Consider the following 17,937-nt stretch of genomic DNA (forward strand, 5'->3'; position numbering starts at 1 on the left):
TTAAGTCGTTGTGAATGCAATAGTTACGTAAAAATTAGTAATCAGGTAAAATTTTTTTAATCAAATTGGAGTTTATATAATAACTAATATTATATATTTGCATCGAAAAGAAAAGTTTTTCATAACGTTGAGTAAATCAGAAAGCCATGAGGGAAATCCCGTATGGCTTTTTTGTTTTTAGTAAGTAAATCCACTTATGAACCGGTTTTAGGTCGCCGATCGGCTGGCCGGTAAGTGCTTGAAGGCTACCGTTTATAGGCTTTCAGGTGTTGAAGAATAGCAAAGGTGAGTTCGTATTCGCTGGCTTGCAAAACGGCCATATCATCAATCTGGCAGAATTCCCTAAATTTTTCCAGTTCATCCCCTTTCAAATCCGTAGCCCGGCCTGCCACCAGATCGAAGCGATAACCCGCCAGTTTGCGCCGACGGTCTTCCTGCATCAGCACCAGGGCTTTCCGGTCGGATTTGGCCCGTCGGCTGAAGGCTTCGTAAAGCAGCGTAATGACCGAGCCCGTAGCCGCCCGATCCAGCACCTGCTCCGCCGAAATACCCCGCTTGGCTTCCGGTTCGCTCAGCAGTTGCTCCAGTTCGCGTTTGAGTTCAGCTTCCTGTTTGCCCCGAACTGTCACTTCCTGCAGGTTGATCACATTATCAGCCAGTTCCCGCTTCATCCGCATGATGGGCTGCTGCGAGGTGGCATCCCACAAAAACGCCCGCCGACCGTGCGTAGGACTGGTTACCACAACTGAATCGCCCGGTTTTATCTGCAAATAATAATTGCCAAGCTGATTGGTCCGCCCCACGGCCAGCGAACGCTTGTTGATGACGCTGGCGTTGCTGACCCCCTGGCCGGTTTCCTGATCCAGCACTCTGCCGATGATGTATTTCGGCGTTTGGGACCAGGCCTGCAACGAAACAAAAAGAAGAAAAATTAGAAATCTCATATGCCGCGGCAAGTTCGCTATAAAGACAAAAGTTGGCAACGCCTGACGATCATTTAAGAAAAATTAACAGCCTGTCACCGTAAAACTAAATCAATGACTACCAAATCGGTATGTTTTAGTTGTATCTTATATGATTTATTTGTATCATTAAATCTCCATTACAACTTCCAACAGGTATGAAAAACGACTATTTGCGGGGGCGTGGTGCCCAGTTGAATGTACCTAATCGATTTCAATTGCTTCAATTGGAACGCGACCCTGAGCAAAATGTTCCTGATGAGGATTTTCCGGAGCCAACAGTGCGGACCCGGTTTTTTGATGATCAATCGAAACAGATCATAAGCCGGCCTAACAGCCCGGACATTGGATTTATCGCTTCCGTCAATCCGTACATGGGCTGCGAACACGGCTGCATTTATTGCTACGCCCGCAACTCCCACGAATACTGGGGCTACTCGGCGGGTCTGGATTTCGAAAGCAAAATTATGGTGAAAAGAAAAGCGCCTGAATTGCTGGAAAAGGAATTTCTCTCGAAAAACTACCAGCCGGAAGTCATTCACTTGTCCGGCAATACGGATTGTTACCAGCCTGCCGAACGCCAGTTTCAACTAACGCGCCGGATTCTGGAACTGTGTCTGTTGTATCGCAATCCGGTCAGTATCCTGACCAAAAGCGCGCTGGTGTTGCGCGACAAAGACCTTTTGCAGCAACTGGCGGCCCAGAATCTGGTCATGGTGCTGGTGACGATTACCACACTGAACGAGAAGCTGCGGCAGGTGATGGAACCGCGAACGGTGACGGCCCGGCGCCGGTTGCAGGTAATCAACGAGTTGACGCTGGCGGGTGTTCCGGTGGGCCTGATAACCGCTCCGATCATACCCGGTTTGACGGATCAGGAAATTCCGAAGCTGGTGGATGCGGGTGCGCAGCAGGGCGCGATCTGGGCGGGTTATACCATCGTGCGACTGAACGGGGCCATTGGTGCCTTGTTTGAAGACTGGATCCGGCAAAATTTCCCCGACCGCGCTGACAAGGTTTTGAACCAGATTCGGGAATGCCACGGCGGACAGTTGGGCGACTCCCGGTTTGGCACCCGCATGACGGGCGAGGGGAAGTTTGCCGAGCAAATTCGGCAGTTCCACCACCTTGCCGTCAAAAAATACCTGCCAGACGCCCACCTGCCCAGGCTGGACACCACCCGGTTTTTGCGAAAACGCCAAATGAATCTATTTGATTTTTAGCCCACTGCCAGCCCGGACGGACGCAGTTGCCCGGCCAGTTTCAGAATGGTCAGGAAATGGTGCGCTTCGTGCAAAAGAAAAAATTCCATCCAACCCTCCACCGTCATCGCACCGTAAACCGGGTGAAATCCCACGCGCTGAAGCTGATCTGCCGGTAACGTCCGGACAACCTGTAGAATGGCGTTCCGGCCACTGCGAAAGTCACGGAGCAGGTCTTCGTAAGATCGGGTCGTCCATTCCGAAAAACCGGCATCCTCCTCGGCGACATACCGGCCAAAACCCGGTTTTTCCTGCTGCCGCAAAACCGCCATTCGGTCCAGAAACACTTCCTGATAACGTCCAAGGTGCGCAATAGTTTCAAAAACAGACCATTTGCCGGGCAGGGGTTGTTGCCGGATCTGGTTTTCCGTTAAGCCTTTAAGCAGGCGTTGGAGGGCATCAGCCTGGTGTTCCAGACGCGCCAGAAGTGAGGGGTTCATAACGCTACAGGAGGGGGTTGGTTCAGAAGTAAACGACTATACGTCAAAATTTTAGCATTGAAAATAGTTGGGCGATTCAGGCGGTTTTTCGGAAAGGTTGAAAACCGTATACTCACTATATCCGTTAGTATACCAATAACAATTTAATCAACCAACGTTATGAGTTACATTCAAGCTGGGACCGCTGCCAATGGCGAACCGGTCAATCTGTTCTATCAGGATTGGGGAACGGGAAATCCCGTCGTATTGATTCATGGCTGGCCTTTGAGCCATGAAATGTGGGAGTATCAATTGACAGAACTTCCCAAGCATGGATTACGCTGTATTGCCTACGACCGCCGGGGATTTGGGAAATCGTCGAAACCCTGGGATGGTTATGATTACGATACGCTGGCCGACGATCTGAAGGCGGTTTTGGACGAACTGGATTTGGAGAACGTTACGCTGGTCGGCTTTTCGATGGGTGGGGGCGAAGTGGTTCGGTATCTGAGTCGCCACGGGTCGGATCGGGTATCCAAAATTGTTCTGGTGAGCGCGGTTACGCCGTATTTGCTGAAAACCGATGACAATCCAGATGGCGTCGATCAGTCGGTTTTTGACGAAATGCTGGAACAGATGCAGGCTGACCGCGCTGATTTTCTGGCGACGTTCGGCAAACAATTCTACGGCGTCAACCTGCTCAGCCATCCCGTCAGCGACTCGCACCTGAAGCGTGACCAAATGCTGGCCTTGTTGGGATCACCGAGGGCAACGATTGAATGCGCCAAAGCGTTTTCGAGCACGGATTTCCGTCAGGATGTGGCGGCCATCACGGTTCCGACCCTGATTATTCACGGCGATGCCGACGCTACGGTGCCGTTCGAGTCATCAGGACAGAAGACCCACGAACTCATTCCGCAATCGCAGTTGCTGGTGTACGAAGGAGAACCGCACGGGTTGTTCTTCACGCAAAAAGACGAACTGAACGAAGACCTGCTCTCGTTCATCTCTTCCTCCGCGCCCGTATCGGCAAACACGTATTGACGTGATCAGTTAAAAGGATGCGTTAGAAGTTGGCTGGCGAATTTCAGTACGCGTCAGTCAACGCCTGACGCATCCTTTTTGACTTATGGCTCAAATCTGGTATTCCGTAATTTTTCGATAGAGCGTGGTGAGGCCAATGTTGAGCAGACGGGCAGCTTCAGTTTTGTTACCGCCGGTATGCTGAAGGACGAGCCGGATGTGGTTTTCTTCGACCAGCGCCAGATCAAAAACCGGTCCGCCCGGTGCGGTCTTGTCCGCGCTGGAAAGTTCGTAAGGAAGCAGGTCGGGCGTCAGTTGAGGACCGTCGGCCAGGATGACGGCGCGTTCCATCGCATTTTTTAACTCCCGGATATTGCCCTTCCAGGCGTGTTGCCGAAGTTTTTGTTCCAGTTCCGGGCTGAGTTGCAAATCCCGCTTGCCAATTTTGAGGGCGCTCTGTCGGACAAATTGTTCGGCCAGGGCCGAAATGTCGTCGCGCCGGTCACGGAGTGCGGGCAGTTCAATCCGGAAAACCGAGAGCCGGTAATACAGATCGAGCCGAAAATGCCCGGCATTGGCTTCCTCCTCCAGATCACGATTGGTTGCGGCCACCACCCGCACATCAACTTTTGTTGGCTTCGTGTCGCCCACGCGCATGAACTCGTGCGTCTCCAGAACACGCAGCAGCTTGGCTTGCAAATCGGGCGCCATTTCACCGATTTCGTCCAGAAAAATGGTGCCTTTATGGGCCTCCTCGAACAAGCCTTTTTTGTCCCGCGTGGCACCGGTGAACGCACCGGCCCGGTGACCGAATAGCTCACTCTCCAGAATTTCCTTGCCCAGTGCGCTGCAATTGACGGCCACGAACGAACCCGATCGGCGTGAACTGGCCTGGTGGATGGCCTGCGCAAAAACTTCTTTGCCCGTGCCGGTTTCGCCGGTTAACAAAACCGTCGTGTCAGTGACAGCCACTTTCCGGGCCAGCCCGATGGCGCGCTGAATGGCGTTCGATTGGCCGATGATGCTGTCAAAACCGTATCGCTTGCTGACTTTTTCTTCCAGGTGCCGGATGCGAAACTGCAACTGCGCTTTTTCGACGGCGCGGCTGACGAGCGGAATGATCCGGTCGTTGTCGTCGCCTTTCGTAATGTAGTCGAAAGCTCCGTTTTTAATGGCCGTCACCCCATCGGCAATGGTGCCAAAGGCAGTCAGCACAATGATTTCGGTCGCGGGGTAGAGTTGTTTAAGCTGGGCGGAAAGTTCAATGCCGTTTTTGTCCGGTAATTTAACATCGCTGATGACCAGCTGAACTTCTTCCTGTTCCAACCGTTTGAGGCCGTTGCGGGCCGTATTGGCTTCCAGCACCTGATAGCCTTCCAGGCTGAGCAGCCGGGCGAGAAGCTGACGAAGCCGGTCTTCGTCGTCGATAATCAGAATGGTGCCCTGCATACCGGCAAAGATAGCAAAACAGGGAATTAAACCGCCCGGACGGTACGGACGTATTCCGAGGGAGTCTGGCCGGTGATGCCCTTGAACTGCCGGTTGAAATTGGAAAGGGTCCGGTAGCCGCTTTCGTAACTCACCTGCGTAACACTTAACTTCCCTTCCATCAGTAGTTTACAGGAATGACCGATGCGGATTTCGGATACAAATTCCGAGAAGGTTTTGTTGGCGCGGGCTTTGAAATACCGGCAAAACGCCGGGGGGGTCATGCCTGCCAGATCGGAGACGGTATCGAGGCTGATGTCGTCGTGAAAATGCCCCAGCACATAATTATGCACCTGCTGCATGCGGTCGGTTTCGGAGGGCTTGACGGTGTTGGTGTATCCCAGACTGGTAATAAACCGGTAATCAGCCGCGTGGGAAAGCTCGTCGAGCAGGCGCAGAAACGTCAGAACCCGGTTGAAATTAACCGGATGGGCCGCCAGATTGCGCAGCGCCTGCTGCACCATCGCCCGGGTCGGATCGGCCCATTCCAGCCCCCGGCGAGCGTGTTCGAGCAGTTGCTGCATCAGGCTCATTTCCGGTTTGTCGAAAAAATGATCACCCAGAAAATCCTCCGAAAAATAAACGACAATGCCCCGGGTAATCAAACCGGTGTCGCGTTGGAAAAAGGCCTGATCGCTGCGCCAGAGGTGGGGCAGATTCGGCCCCAGAAACACCAGGTCGCCCTCGGAAAACGGCTTGATCGAATCGCCGATAAACCGGGTGCCGGACCCTTCTTCCACCAGAAACAGCTGAAAGTGCGGGTGAAAATGCCAGTTCGGATCAAAGTGCGGCTCTACCAGTTCTTTAACGATGAACGAGGAGGCAACGGGTTCCAGGTCTTTACGCAGCGCATTTCGCATAGTTTTGCTTTCTTTTGCTGATTTTTACAAATTTATCAAACTTTTTTGGTTAAAATACAACCAGTATTTGCCAATAAAAGCCGAGATGGTTCTTGATTTGTTCGTTACTTTTGTGGTAATTGTCTGAGAATAAATAGGAATAAGCCGGAATGAAAATCAATATTGCTATTGTTGGACTGGGCTTCGGAGCCGAGTTCATCCCCATCTACCAGCGTCATCCGCATACGAACATGTATGCCATCTGCCAGCGCAATACCGAAAAACTCAATGAAATCGGCGACGCCTTTGGCATCGAAAAACGGTACAGCAATTACGACGAGCTGCTGGCCGATCCCGAAATTGATGCCGTACACATCAATTCGCCGATTCACAACCACGCCGAGCAGTCGCTGAAGGCCTTGCGGGCGGGCAAACACGTTGCCTGCACGGTTCCGATGGCGACGTCGGTGGAAGAATGCATGGAAATTGTCAAAGCCTGCAACGAAAGAGGGAAGAAATACATGATGATGGAAACCGTGGTCTACAGCCGGGAGTTTCTGTTTGTCAAGGAGTTGTACGAAAAAGGAGAGCTCGGTAAAATTCAGTTTTTGAAAGCCAGCCACCAGCAGGATATGGACGGTTGGCCCGGCTACTGGCCCGGTTTGCCGCCGATGCACTACGCAACGCACTGCGTGGGTCCGGTGGCCGGTTTGCTCAGGCTGGAAGCCGAATACGTATCGTGCTTTGGTTCCGGAACCATTCGCGAAGAACTGATCCCGCACTATAACTCGCCGTTTGCCATTGAGTCGGCGCACATCAAGTTCAAGGACAGTGACTTAGCGGCTTATGTCTACCGCTCGCTGTTCGATACGGCCCGCCAGTACCGTGAAAGCTTTGAAGTCTACGGTTCACAGAAATCATTCGAATGGCCCCTGATCGAAGGGGAAGATCCGGTGATTCATACCGCAAAAAAACCGGAACATGAGATTCCGGAGCGGGTGAAAGTGCCGGATTACGCGCATTACCTGCCGGTTGAAATCCAGCCGTTTACGACCCAGGGCGTTTATGACCTGGACGATAATACGCACCTGTCGTTTGTGCAGGGCAGCGGCCACGGCGGTTCGCACCCGCACATGGTTCACGAATTTGTGTCGGCCATTATCGAAGACCGCGATCCGTTCCCGAATGCCGTACAGTCGGCCAACTGGACCAGCGTGGGAATCTTGGCCCACGAGTCGGCCATGGAAGGCGGGAAGCTGAAAAACCTGCCGGATTACGGGAGCTTGTAAGTTAAAAACCGGGTCAGCCGCCGGATCAACCCGGTTTTGGCATAAAACCGTCTTTAAAAACCAACCCAATTTATGAAAAACTACAACCTGTTCCTGACCCTGGGATTGCTGGTTTTGCTGACCGACTGTGCCCGTCGGCAACCGGCCAGCAGCCCGCGTGACATGGGCGGACGACCGGGCGTTTCGGCCAACAGTGCCGACCGGCCGCGCCGGACGGAAATCCTGTTTCTGGGCGATAACGGTCACCACCGACCCGCCGAGCGCGTTCCGGAGCTGATGGCGGCTCTGGGTGATAAAGGCATCAATTTTACCTACACGGATCGGCTGGCCGACCTCAACGCCGACAACCTGGCCAAGTACGACGGTTTGCTGATTTACGCCAACTGGGACAGCATTCCGCAACCGCAGGAGAAAGCGCTGATTGATTTTGTCGCCGGTGGAAAAGGGTTGATTCCCGTCCACTGTGCTTCTTACTGTTTCCGAAATTCCCCGGAATACGTCAAAATGGTGGGTGGTCAGTTCTGGCGCCACCGGATGGACACCATTCAGACGCTGACCGTACAGCCCGGCCACCCGGCCATTATGGGTCTGAAGCCCTTCAAAGCTTACGACGAAACGTACCTGCACGAAAAGCTCCAGGCGGATAACAACATCCTGGCGGTGCGCGACATCAAAGCCGATCAGGAAAAAGACCGGCCCGGTCAGAAAACCGAGCCTTATACATGGACGCGGAATTACGGAAAAGGGCGGGTTTTTTATACCGCCTACGGCCACGATCAGCGGACCTGGAATGTACAGGGTTTTCAGGATTTGCTCGAACAGGGCATTCTATGGGCCGTTGGTGACAAGGTGAAAAAACTCCACGACGACCTGAAACCGCAGGCGTTTCAATACGTAGAGGCCAATCTGCCCAACTACGAGAAGCGCTCCGGACCGCAGATGCGGCAGTTGCCCCTGTCGCCGGAAGAGTCGATGAAGCACATTCAGGTGCCGGTGGATTTTACGCTGGAGCAGTTTGCCCACGAACCCGACGTCATGCACCCGATTGCGATGGCCTGGGATGAACGCGGACGACTCTTTGTGCTCATCACCAAAGATTACCCGAATGAGCGGAAGGATAGCGGAGGGAGTGATTACATCGTCATTTGCGAAGACACGAACAAAGATGGCAAGGCCGACAAGTTTACCAACTTTGCCGAAGGATTGAGCATCCCGACCGGTCTGACCTTTTACAACGGGGGAGTCATCGTTTCGCAGGCTCCGCACATGTTGTTCCTGAAAGACACGAACGGCGACGACAAGGCCGATGAGAAGAAGATTCTGTTCACCGGTTTTGGCACGGGCGACACCCACGCCGGACCCTCTAACCTGCACGTTGGTTTTGACAACTGGATCTGGGGTTCGGTCGGGTATTCCGGTTTTGTGGGCAAAGTGGGAGCCGATAGCCTGAAGTTTGGGCAGGGCTTTTTCCGGTTCAAACCCGACGGTTCCAAACTCGAATACGTTACGAGCACCTCCAACAACACCTGGGGACTTTCGTTCAACGAAACCGGCGATGTTTTTGGCTCGACAGCCAACAACTCGCACGGCTGGTATCTGGCCATTCCGCACCGGTATTTTCCGGGCGGCACCGGAAGCGGCAGCCGAAGCACCGACACGCACAAAGACATGAAGCCGATTACGGAAAAAGTGCGGCAGGTCGATGTATTCGGCGGTTTTACGGCGGCTGCCGGGCATAATTTTTACACCGCCCGCGCTTTCCCGAAAAGCTACTGGAATAAGGTTGCGTTCGTGTCGGAACCCACCGGGCACATTCTGCACCAGAACATTATGGTGAAAAACGGTACCGATTTCGAAGATACCGAAGGGTTGGGTTTCAACCTGCTGGCGGGTGCTGACGAATGGGTGGCTCCGGTTTTTGCCGAGACCGGACCCGATGGTGCGGTTTGGGTGGTTGATTGGTACAGCTACATTATTCAGCACAACCCGACCCCGAAAGGTGCTCAGAATGGCCCCGGAAATGCCTATCAGACCGATTTGCGGGACTTTACACACGGCCGGATTTACCGGATTGCCCACAAAAACGCCCCGGCTTATACGCCCTTGGCGCTGAGCAAAGACCGGCCGCAGGAACTGGTTGCGGCTTTGAAAAACAACAATATGTTCTGGCGGCAGACGGCGCAACGGCTGCTGGTTGAGCGCGGCCAGAAAGATGTGGTTCCGCAACTGCTCGAACTGGTAAAAAATCAGTCGCTGGACGAAATCGGGATCAACCCGGCGGCCATCCACGCGCTCTGGACGCTACACGGTTTGGGCGCGCTGGATGGTTCGGATGCCAACGCGGTGCAAGCCGCTACGGCAGCCCTGAAACACGCATGTGCGGGCGTTCGGAAAACCGCCGTTCAGGTATTGCCCCGCAACGATGCTTCCGTGAATGCCTTGCTGCAGGCCAACGCCCTAAATGACCAGGAGTCGCTGGTGGTGCTGAATACACTGCTGGCGCTGTCGGAAATGCCGTCGAATTCGGCGGCCGAAACTGCCATTCTGACCCGACTGAACACGGCGAAGGAAGTAAACGATCGCTGGTTGCCGGATGCATTTGCCTGCGCCCTGACGAGCCACGACGGCAAGTTGATGCAAAGGTTTCTGAAGCAGATGGTGCAAACCGGCAAAACCGCCCCGAAACCGCAGGAGTCGATGAGTGGTCACCACGATCACAGCGCGATGGCGGCTCAAACGACTACGCAGTCGGCCGCACCGACCTCGGATGACAAACCGGATCTGGTCATTACAAAAGTTCGGACGGAACCGGCGTCGCCCGTGGTGCGCGAATCGGCCCGGGTTTTTGTGGAAGTAACAAACAAAGGCGGTGTCGCGATTCCGGAAGGAATGCCCATTCCGCTGGCAATCCGGATTGAAGGGCAGGGCCGCAAGGTCGAATATGTAAGTCAGAAACACGTAGCGGGCATCAAACCGGGCGAAACCGTCACCATTCAGGAAGGCAACAACGGCCCCTGGAACACGGCTTTCAACGTTTCCTTTGAACGGGCGGGTGACTATGCGGTGGTTGCAACTGTGGATGGCAACAACGTACTGGCCGAGGGCAACGAACGCAACAACGTCTTTACGCACAAACTGACCTACCGTCTACCGCAGAACATGAATGCATTTGTGCTGGAACGCGCCATCCGGAATTATACCGCAGCCGCACCGGCCGATTCGGTCATTGCCCTGCTGCGGGTGTCGCAGCAACTGGATGCCGCAGGCAGTGCCGCCATTGTGAAAGGCGTTTCGGATGGCTGGGGATTCCGCCGGAAAGCCACGCTGAAGGAAGCCGACAAATCGTTTGTTGCCAGTCTGGTGAATTCGATTCCGTCGGAAAGCCGCGACCGGATGGGCCGGGTTTTGCAGGCCTGGGGGGTATCGACGGAACAAGCTGCCGATCCCAATGTTGAAACCGTGCGCATCAAACCGATCAAGGAAGCTCTGCAGTTTGACAAAAAAGAATTCACGGTGACGGCGGGCAAGTCGGTCGAGATCATCTTTGAAAACACCGATGCCATGCAGCACAACATCGTGGTGGGCAAACCGAAGTCGCTGGAGGTTATCGGCGCGGCTGCCGACAAACTGATCACGGCGAAAGATGGAGCGGAGAAAAATTATGTTCCGACGATTCCGCAAGTGGTGGCGGCAACACCCCTGGTCAATCCCGAGCAGACCTTCCGGCTGAAATTCACGGCGCCTGCCCAACCTGGTGATTATCCGTTCGTTTGTACCTTCCCGGGTCACTGGCGGATCATGAACGGCATCATGCGGGTGAAAGCCGCCCCGGCTGATAAAACCGCAAAATAAGGAATACGTTAGAAAGGGTGAATGGTGAATTAAAGCTACGCGTTAGCCAATTCATCATTCACCCTTTTTACTTTATTCTTTAGTTTAATTCTTGGCTTTTACTTCTTTCCGAAGAGGCTGGACGGTGGGTTGCGGAATCCGAATACTGAAAGAACTTCCCTGCCCAAGCGCGCTGCTTACGCTGAGTTTCCAGCGGTGGGCTTTTACGATCTTCTGGACGTAACTAAGTCCCAGACCAAATCCTTTAACACTGTGGGCGTTGACGCCGGGAGCCCGGTAGTAGGCGTTGAAAATATGCTGCTGGTGTTCGGGGGCAATGCCAATGCCATTGTCCTGTACAATAAACACCAGCTGGTCGTTTTCGTTGCGGGTAATTAGCTGGATAAATGGATTCGTCGGGGTGTATTTTACGGCATTATCAACCAGATTTCCAATGATGTTGACTAAATGCAGCCGGTCGGCCTGCACCATCGGAAAATGCGCGTCCAGTTCCAGATGGAGGTAGTCGCCATGCCGTTCGGCCAGGTTATAAAGGACTTCATGCAGGTCGATTGAAACCTCGTGGAGCTTAAAACCGCCTTTCTTTTCGGAGCGGGCAACCGTTAAAACCGTTTCCACCTGTTGTTGCAAGCGTAGCGTTTCTTCCTGAACCATGCGCACATATTTCAGCATGCGTTCGGGTTGCTCCATAATTTTGGGGGTCGACAGCACATCCGCAGCTATTTTGATGGACGTGATGGGCGTCTGCAATTCGTGGGTCATGTTGTTGATGAATTCACGCTGCTCTTCCGTCCGGTTTTTCTGGGACAGCATCCGGTAGAAGAGGTATATGAAAAAGCTCGTAATCAACAGCACCAGGACCGACGCCAGAATCCAGTTGTCCAACTGCTGCGTCAGGTAATGAACCTGATTGGGAAAACGCACCACAAAATAGTACGGAGATGAAACCGGCAGCGCGCTGGAGCGGGTTGCCGACGACCTTTCGGCGGGTTGCTGCGATGCGTTGGCGTAGATAAGCTGACCCAGGTGATCGTCATACACACCGTATTCGAAGTTCGTCAGAATCTGGTGAATCTGAAGTTGCGCACCCAGGTGAAAATCCAGCTTTCGGGGGTCGATGGGCGTGTCCAGATTAACCAGATAATACGTTGGCGACAACGTTACGACTTGAACACCAACGGGCATACCGGTTTCGGGCCGGGCTACCTGCCGGGCCACTTCTCCGAGCGCTTTCGTGGCCGTTTGTAAAAACTGTCGCTCGCGTACTTCATAGGCTTTCCGAACCCAGTAGACTTGCGTTGATACGATGCCTACAATCGACAGGACGGAAAGTAAAATCAAAATGCGGGTAGTCGTTCGCGACATAGAAATCCAAATTAGGTAAACTTAAATTGGTTGCACTCACTTTAGACGACCAAACCGAAAAGAGGTCAGCTACTCCAGCGTTTTTTTTAAGAAATGGTGAAAAAATAGGATGTTCTGACGTTAGCGTATGTGGTATAGCAGGACTTTCCGTATGAAAACAGAAAAGTCAGAAATAAAACAATTGAATATTTGTCAGACGTGTAAGATCAGGAAGAGTCAAGACTAAGTAACTGAAGGATAGGCTACAATGCAAACATATGTTTTTAAAAAATTGCAATTAAAGCACAAAATTTTCTGCTTATTTGTCTGACAACTCTAAAAAAAGTGGTAAGTGTCAGATTAGTAAGTAATTACGGCCTTAGTCCGTAGAAATAAAAAATGCGTAGAGTGGACGCTCTACGCAAAAATATTTTACAATCTGGCTCCGCAGGCTGCGGTTTTTCAGGACTCTGCGGGCGACGATTCCGGGCTGGTTTTGGGGGCAGCTGGTTTGCGATTTGTCGAGGTGCTGCTGCGGGTAGCGGCTGGTTTAGGCGCCGGGGCGGCTTTGGGTTTAGCAGGTGCTTTGGGGCTCGATGCGGCTTTGGGCTGGGCGGTTTCTTTCTCCGCGCTAAGGTCCTTTACCTGACCGTTTTGCTCGGCTTTAACCGTTGCTTTTTTTCCTTTTTTGGTGGCCTTTTTGCTTTTTTCATCGGCTTTCTTCTTTGCTTTTGCCGCCTGTTTTTTCTTTTTTTCTTCCTCTTTGGTGAAGAGCTTGCTTATGCGATCGGCCAGTTTGCTCGCTGACTTCTCAATCGCCTTCTTTACCTTTTTGGATTGTTCTCCGACTTCAGACAATTTGGTTTCTATCGAATTGGCGATATCGGTTGCCAGCGACTTTTTTTTGGTCTTCATAATTGGGATGAATAATAAGTGAATTGCTGTAAATGAAAAAATCTACAAACAACTACGAAAGAAATAGAAAAAACAAAATCACAATGTTAAGTTTTTGTTAAGTTTAGTCAGAAAATCCCAGCAAATAATTCCGGTACTGACGGCGATGTTGAGCGAATGTTTGGTGCCGTATTGGGGGATTTCCAGCACCAGATCGGCTTTTTCGATTACACTGGAATTGACCCCGGCCACCTCATTACCAAACACAAAGGCCAGTTTATTGTTAGGGTCGGGTTGAAAATCCGACAAACTGACGCTTCCTTCGGCCTGTTCGATGGCGGCAATGACCCAGCCGGATTGTTTTAACCGGTCCACCAGACTGACCACATCCGGAACATGTTCCCAATACACCGATTCGGTAGCCCCCAGGGCGGTTTTGGTGATGTCGCGGTGGGGCGGGTTGCCGGTAATGCCGCACAGGTAGATTTTTTCGGCCCGGAACGCATCAGCGGTGCGGAAAACCGAGCCGACGTTGTTGAGGCTCCGAACGTTGTCCAGAATCAGGCAGTACGGATTTTTGGGCGCTTGTTTAAAATCTTCGACGGACAGGCGATTGAGTTCGTCAAGGCTAATTTTTCTGGGCATCTGAGAGGAATCCGGGTGACGTTAAGGTTTTAGAGAAAAGCATTTCTGAGGGCTGGCAACAACCAGGTTTCCCTGCGAATCGGTGAAGACAGATCCCGCGTATTGCGTGTTTTCGAGGAGATCAAACTGCGGGATCAGCCATTGGCCCGTTGAGGTATAGAGGTAATTGATGCCGTCTACCTTTACCCAGAGATTGCCGGTTTTATCGAGGTTAACCTGGGAGACACCCCGGCCGGAATCGTAATTGCCAACCGGTATTGTCGTGAGCTTATTCAGTTGGTTTCCCTCAAATTTCAGAAGGATTCCATCCCAGTGAGCGTCTTTGACAACCAGCCACAGGTGCCGGTTTTTGTCTTCGAATACGCCCCAAATGTCATTGGAAATTCCCGTACGAACCGCCAGGACGTCGGTTAGTGGAAACCGGGCTACCGGTTCCAGCAAATCCTGATTACGGAAAATCAGAAGTTCCTTATCGGCCGATTCCACGGAAAAGGTTTCGGTGAACAAACGGCTGCGGTCGACGGGTATTTGCTGCCGGATTTTCTTTTGGTTTATGTCCCAGATCGCCAGTCCTTTTAAAGTCATAAACCAAATCTCCTCGTCCGTAACCCGAACTGTTTGGTAATAATAGTTTTCCGATATGGTTCCTTCATCGACCCAGCTTCCATTGGTCAACCGGCAGAGCGTAAAGTTTTGGTTGGCTAATGTGATCCCCCACACAGATCCGGAAGGAGTAACAAACATAGCATTTAGAGGATACGTAGGCAATTCGCGGAGGTCGGGCGGATTCAGGAGGGCTAGACGGCCGGCCGCTTCGTTGTGTCCCACCAGGAGAAACTGCTGATTGAATTGGCTGACACTTCCCTCAAATGGAAATGAAAGGGTTTCGGATAAATAAAACGTTTTGATTTTCAGAGTTTTAGCATCAGGGCCTTTTAGCTGACTTCGATCCAGCGGGGGATAATCGACGACCGCAATATCAAAAAACCGGCACGATTGCAAAAGACTGAGATGCGCCAACAGCAGGCAGAGAACCAATCGAAACGCAGAGGGTACCATACGGGGTGTGGATTGTGGATGCGAAAGGTAAATTCTTTTCTGTTAGCGTCCAATAAGTGCACGGATGTCGATCAGAAAGCCGCAAAATCTGCCTGCGAACTCCTTAAAAGTTCGTATTTTTGTTTAAAATAAGCCTACGAGATTTGTGAAAAATACCACCTCCGCCATACCCACCAAAAAACTGACCGAAACACCCTTAAACCGGCAGTACAATCAGATTAAACTAAAATACCCCGGTGCGATTTTGCTCTTTCGCGTGGGTGATTTCTACGAAACCTTCGGCGAGGATGCCGTTAAAGCGAGCCGGATTCTGGGCATTACGCTCACCAAGCGCAACAACGGGGGAGCCAACGAAGAGCTGGCCGGGTTTCCGCACCACTCGCTGGATACGCACCTACCCAAACTGGTGCGGGCGGGTGAGCGCGTGGCCATCTGCGACCAGTTGGAGGACCCGGCAATGGCGAAAGGCATTGTCAAACGGGGTGTGACTGAGCTGGTGACGCCCGGCGTTTCGTTTAACGACAATGTGCTGGACACCCGGCGCAACAATTACCTCGCTGCCGTTCATTTTTCAAAAAGCGCGGGTGCCGACGCGCAGTTTGGCGTGGCCTTTCTGGACATTTCGACGGGCGAATTTCTGACCGCACAGGGCAATGCGGCTTACGCCGACAAACTGCTGCAGAGTTTCAATCCGTCCGAGATTTTGTTTTGCAAAAAATACCGCAAGGATTTTGTCGAACTGTTTGGCGATAAATTCAACACCTACACGCTGGAGGATTGGGCCTTTACCTACGATTTTTCGTATCCGTTGCTGACCCAGCATTTCCAGACTTCCTCGTTAAAAGGCTTCGGGGTCGAGGGCCTGACCGACGGCATTGTGGCCGCTGGCGTGGTGCTGCATTACCTGCACGAAACCGAGCACAAGGACGTGGGCCACATTGTCCGGCTGACCCGGCTGGAAGAAGATAAATACGTCTGGCTCGACCGGTTTACGATCCGGAACCTGGAACTGGTGTCGGCCCAGCAGGACGGCGGGATTCCGCTGATTCAGATTCTGGACCAGACCGTTACGCCGATGGGTGCGCGCTTGTTGCGGAAGTGGCTGTTGCTGCCCCTGAAAGATAAACCGCTGATTGAAGAGCGGCTGAATACGGTGGAGTTGCTCAAGGAAGGCCAGTCGGAGGATGGACAACTCAGTTTGCGGGAAGCACTCGAGCAGCACCTGAAACAGATCGGTGACCTGGAACGGCTGATTTCGAAAGTGGCGGTTCGGCGGATTTCGCCCCGCGAAATGGTGCAGTTGAAGCGCTCGCTGGCGCATATTCTGCCCATCAAGGAGTTGCTGATTACCGCTCTGGCGCAGCAGCCGATGACCTCTTCGATCAAAAAGTACGCCGATCAGCTCAACCCGTGTACGTTTCTGGTCGATAAGATTGAAGCCGAGCTGCGGGAAGAGGCCCCGATGCTGAGCAACCAGGGCGGCATGATCAAAACCGGGATCAATGACGACCTGGACCGGCTGCACGAAATTGCGTTTTCCGGCAAGGATTTTCTGGTGCAGTTGCAAAACCGGGAAGTGCAGCGAACCGGCATTTCGTCGCTGAAAGTAGCGTACAATAAAGTATTTGGCTATTACCTGGAGGTATCGAATGCCCATAAATCGCGCGTGCCGGAGGACTGGATTCGGAAGCAGACGCTGGTGAACGCCGAACGGTACATTACGCCGGAACTGAAAGAATACGAAGACAAAATCCTGAACGCCGAAGATCAGATCTTTATGATCGAACAACGGATGTTCAACGACCTGGTGCTGGCGGCTGGCGAATACGTCAACCACATTCAGCAGAACGCGCGGGTGATTTCGGTGCTCGACGTGCTGGCGTCCTTTGCCAAAGTGGCCGAAAAAAACCGCTACGTCAAACCGGCGATTACCAACACCAACGCCCTGCAAATTAAAGACGGTCGGCACCCGGTGATTGAGCAGCAACTGCCGCCCGGCGAACCGTATGTGCCCAACGATCTGTTTCTGGACGACGAAGCCCAGCAGATCATCATCATTACCGGTCCCAACATGGCCGGCAAATCCGCCCTGTTGCGTCAAACCGCCCTGATTGTGCTGATGGCGCAAACCGGCTGCTTTGTGCCCGCTTCGGATGCGGAGGTCGGCATTGTCGACAAGATTTTTACGCGGGTCGGAGCCTCCGACAACCTCTCGCGGGGCGAATCGACGTTCATGGTGGAAATGACCGAAACCGCCAGCATTCTGAACAACCTCAGCGAGCGAAGCCTGGTGATCATGGATGAGATTGGCCGGGGAACCAGCACCTACGACGGAGTTTCCATCGCCTGGTCGATTGCCGAATACCTGCATAACCACCCAAATTACCGCGCCAAAACCCTGTTTGCAACCCATTACCACGAGCTGAACGAACTGGCGACGGATCTGCCCCGCATCAGGAATTTCAACGTGGCCGTCAAGGAAATGGGCAACAAAGTTATTTTTCTGCGGAAGCTGAAAGAGGGGGGAAGCGAGCACAGTTTCGGGATTCACGTGGCGCAGATGGCCGGAATGCCGACGCAGATTGTCAGTCGCGCCGGTGAAATTCTGCAACAACTCGAAAGCCAGCGCGAAGGTGGGGGCGACACCAAACGCGAGGCCCTGCGCGAAATGCCCAAGACCAGTGACATTACGCTGAAAATCTTTGAAGCCGGTGATCCGAAAGCCGAAGCCATCAAGGAAAAGCTCCGCAAAATGGACATCAACACCCTGACGCCCATCGAAGCGCTTTTGAAGCTGAACGAATTGCTGAAAATGGCGGAATAGGAAGCCAAAAAGCGGTTTTGAAAGTAGTGATGGACGC

Annotated in this window: 13 protein-coding genes; 5 read left to right on the top strand and 8 right to left on the bottom strand. The window is 52.7% G+C overall.

What is annotated here, in order from left to right; genetic code table 11:
- Positions 1–245: 245 nt before the first annotated feature.
- The gene (locus ACYVHX_RS17840) at positions 246–944 is read right to left on the bottom strand and encodes a hypothetical protein (RefSeq protein WP_460673031.1); all 699 of its coding nucleotides are present in this window, start codon (positions 942–944) and stop codon (positions 246–248) included.
- A 176-nt stretch (positions 945–1,120) separates the two neighbouring features.
- On the opposite strand from ACYVHX_RS17840, the gene ACYVHX_RS17845 reads away from it, so the two are divergent.
- The gene (locus ACYVHX_RS17845) at positions 1,121–2,185 is read left to right on the top strand and encodes a PA0069 family radical SAM protein (protein ID WP_460673032.1); all 1,065 of its coding nucleotides are present in this window, start codon (positions 1,121–1,123) and stop codon (positions 2,183–2,185) included.
- On the opposite strand, the gene ACYVHX_RS17850 is transcribed toward ACYVHX_RS17845, so the two are convergent.
- Complete coding sequence (locus ACYVHX_RS17850; RefSeq protein ID WP_460673033.1) at positions 2,182–2,664, bottom strand: DinB family protein; 483 nt, start codon at positions 2,662–2,664, stop codon at positions 2,182–2,184. The genes ACYVHX_RS17845 and ACYVHX_RS17850 overlap by 4 nt on opposite strands.
- A 159-nt stretch (positions 2,665–2,823) precedes the next feature.
- On the opposite strand from ACYVHX_RS17850, the gene ACYVHX_RS17855 reads away from it, so the two are divergent.
- Positions 2,824–3,687 (top strand): alpha/beta fold hydrolase, encoded by an 864-nt coding sequence (locus tag ACYVHX_RS17855; protein WP_460673034.1) that lies wholly within the window; start codon positions 2,824–2,826, stop codon positions 3,685–3,687.
- 90 nt (positions 3,688–3,777) lie between these two features.
- Here the strand turns inward: ACYVHX_RS17855 and ACYVHX_RS17860 are convergent, their stop codons facing one another.
- Entirely contained in the window at positions 3,778–5,115 is a 1,338-nt protein-coding gene (locus ACYVHX_RS17860; protein WP_460673035.1) for a sigma-54-dependent transcriptional regulator, read from the bottom strand.
- Positions 5,116–5,141: 26 nt separating this feature from the next.
- Complete coding sequence (locus ACYVHX_RS17865) at positions 5,142–6,014, bottom strand: AraC family transcriptional regulator (protein ID WP_460673036.1); 873 nt, start codon at positions 6,012–6,014, stop codon at positions 5,142–5,144.
- Positions 6,015–6,163: 149 nt separating this feature from the next.
- Between ACYVHX_RS17865 and ACYVHX_RS17870 the strand changes: the two genes are divergently transcribed.
- On the top strand, positions 6,164–7,282 hold the full coding sequence (locus ACYVHX_RS17870) for a Gfo/Idh/MocA family oxidoreductase (RefSeq protein WP_460673037.1): 1,119 nt from the start codon (positions 6,164–6,166) through the stop codon (positions 7,280–7,282).
- A gap of 72 nt (positions 7,283–7,354) precedes the next feature.
- Positions 7,355–11,134, top strand: coding sequence for a PVC-type heme-binding CxxCH protein (locus ACYVHX_RS17875; RefSeq protein WP_460673038.1), 3,780 nt, complete (start codon positions 7,355–7,357; stop codon positions 11,132–11,134).
- Positions 11,135–11,218: 84 nt separating this feature from the next.
- On the opposite strand, the gene ACYVHX_RS17880 is transcribed toward ACYVHX_RS17875, so the two are convergent.
- The 4 genes from ACYVHX_RS17880 to ACYVHX_RS17895 all read right to left on the bottom strand — a co-directional run bounded on the left by ACYVHX_RS17880 (position 11,219) and on the right by ACYVHX_RS17895 (position 15,076).
- On the bottom strand, positions 11,219–12,499 hold the full coding sequence (locus ACYVHX_RS17880) for a sensor histidine kinase (RefSeq protein ID WP_460673039.1): 1,281 nt from the start codon (positions 12,497–12,499) through the stop codon (positions 11,219–11,221).
- Between the two features lie 441 nt (positions 12,500–12,940).
- Positions 12,941–13,393: a hypothetical protein gene (locus ACYVHX_RS17885; RefSeq protein WP_460673040.1), complete on the bottom strand. Its 453-nt coding sequence runs from the start codon at positions 13,391–13,393 to the stop codon at positions 12,941–12,943.
- A gap of 78 nt (positions 13,394–13,471) precedes the next feature.
- Complete coding sequence (locus ACYVHX_RS17890; protein WP_460673041.1) at positions 13,472–14,017, bottom strand: RNA methyltransferase; 546 nt, start codon at positions 14,015–14,017, stop codon at positions 13,472–13,474.
- 21 nt (positions 14,018–14,038) lie between these two features.
- Entirely contained in the window at positions 14,039–15,076 is a 1,038-nt protein-coding gene (locus tag ACYVHX_RS17895; RefSeq protein ID WP_460673042.1) for a hypothetical protein, read from the bottom strand.
- A 145-nt stretch (positions 15,077–15,221) separates the two neighbouring features.
- Between ACYVHX_RS17895 and mutS the strand changes: the two genes are divergently transcribed.
- Positions 15,222–17,900, top strand: a complete 2,679-nt coding sequence (mutS, locus tag ACYVHX_RS17900) for a DNA mismatch repair protein MutS (protein ID WP_460673043.1) — start codon at positions 15,222–15,224, stop codon at positions 17,898–17,900.
- The last annotated feature ends 37 nt before the right edge of the window (positions 17,901–17,937 follow it).

It is taken from the genome of Larkinella ripae, from assembly GCF_054780775.1.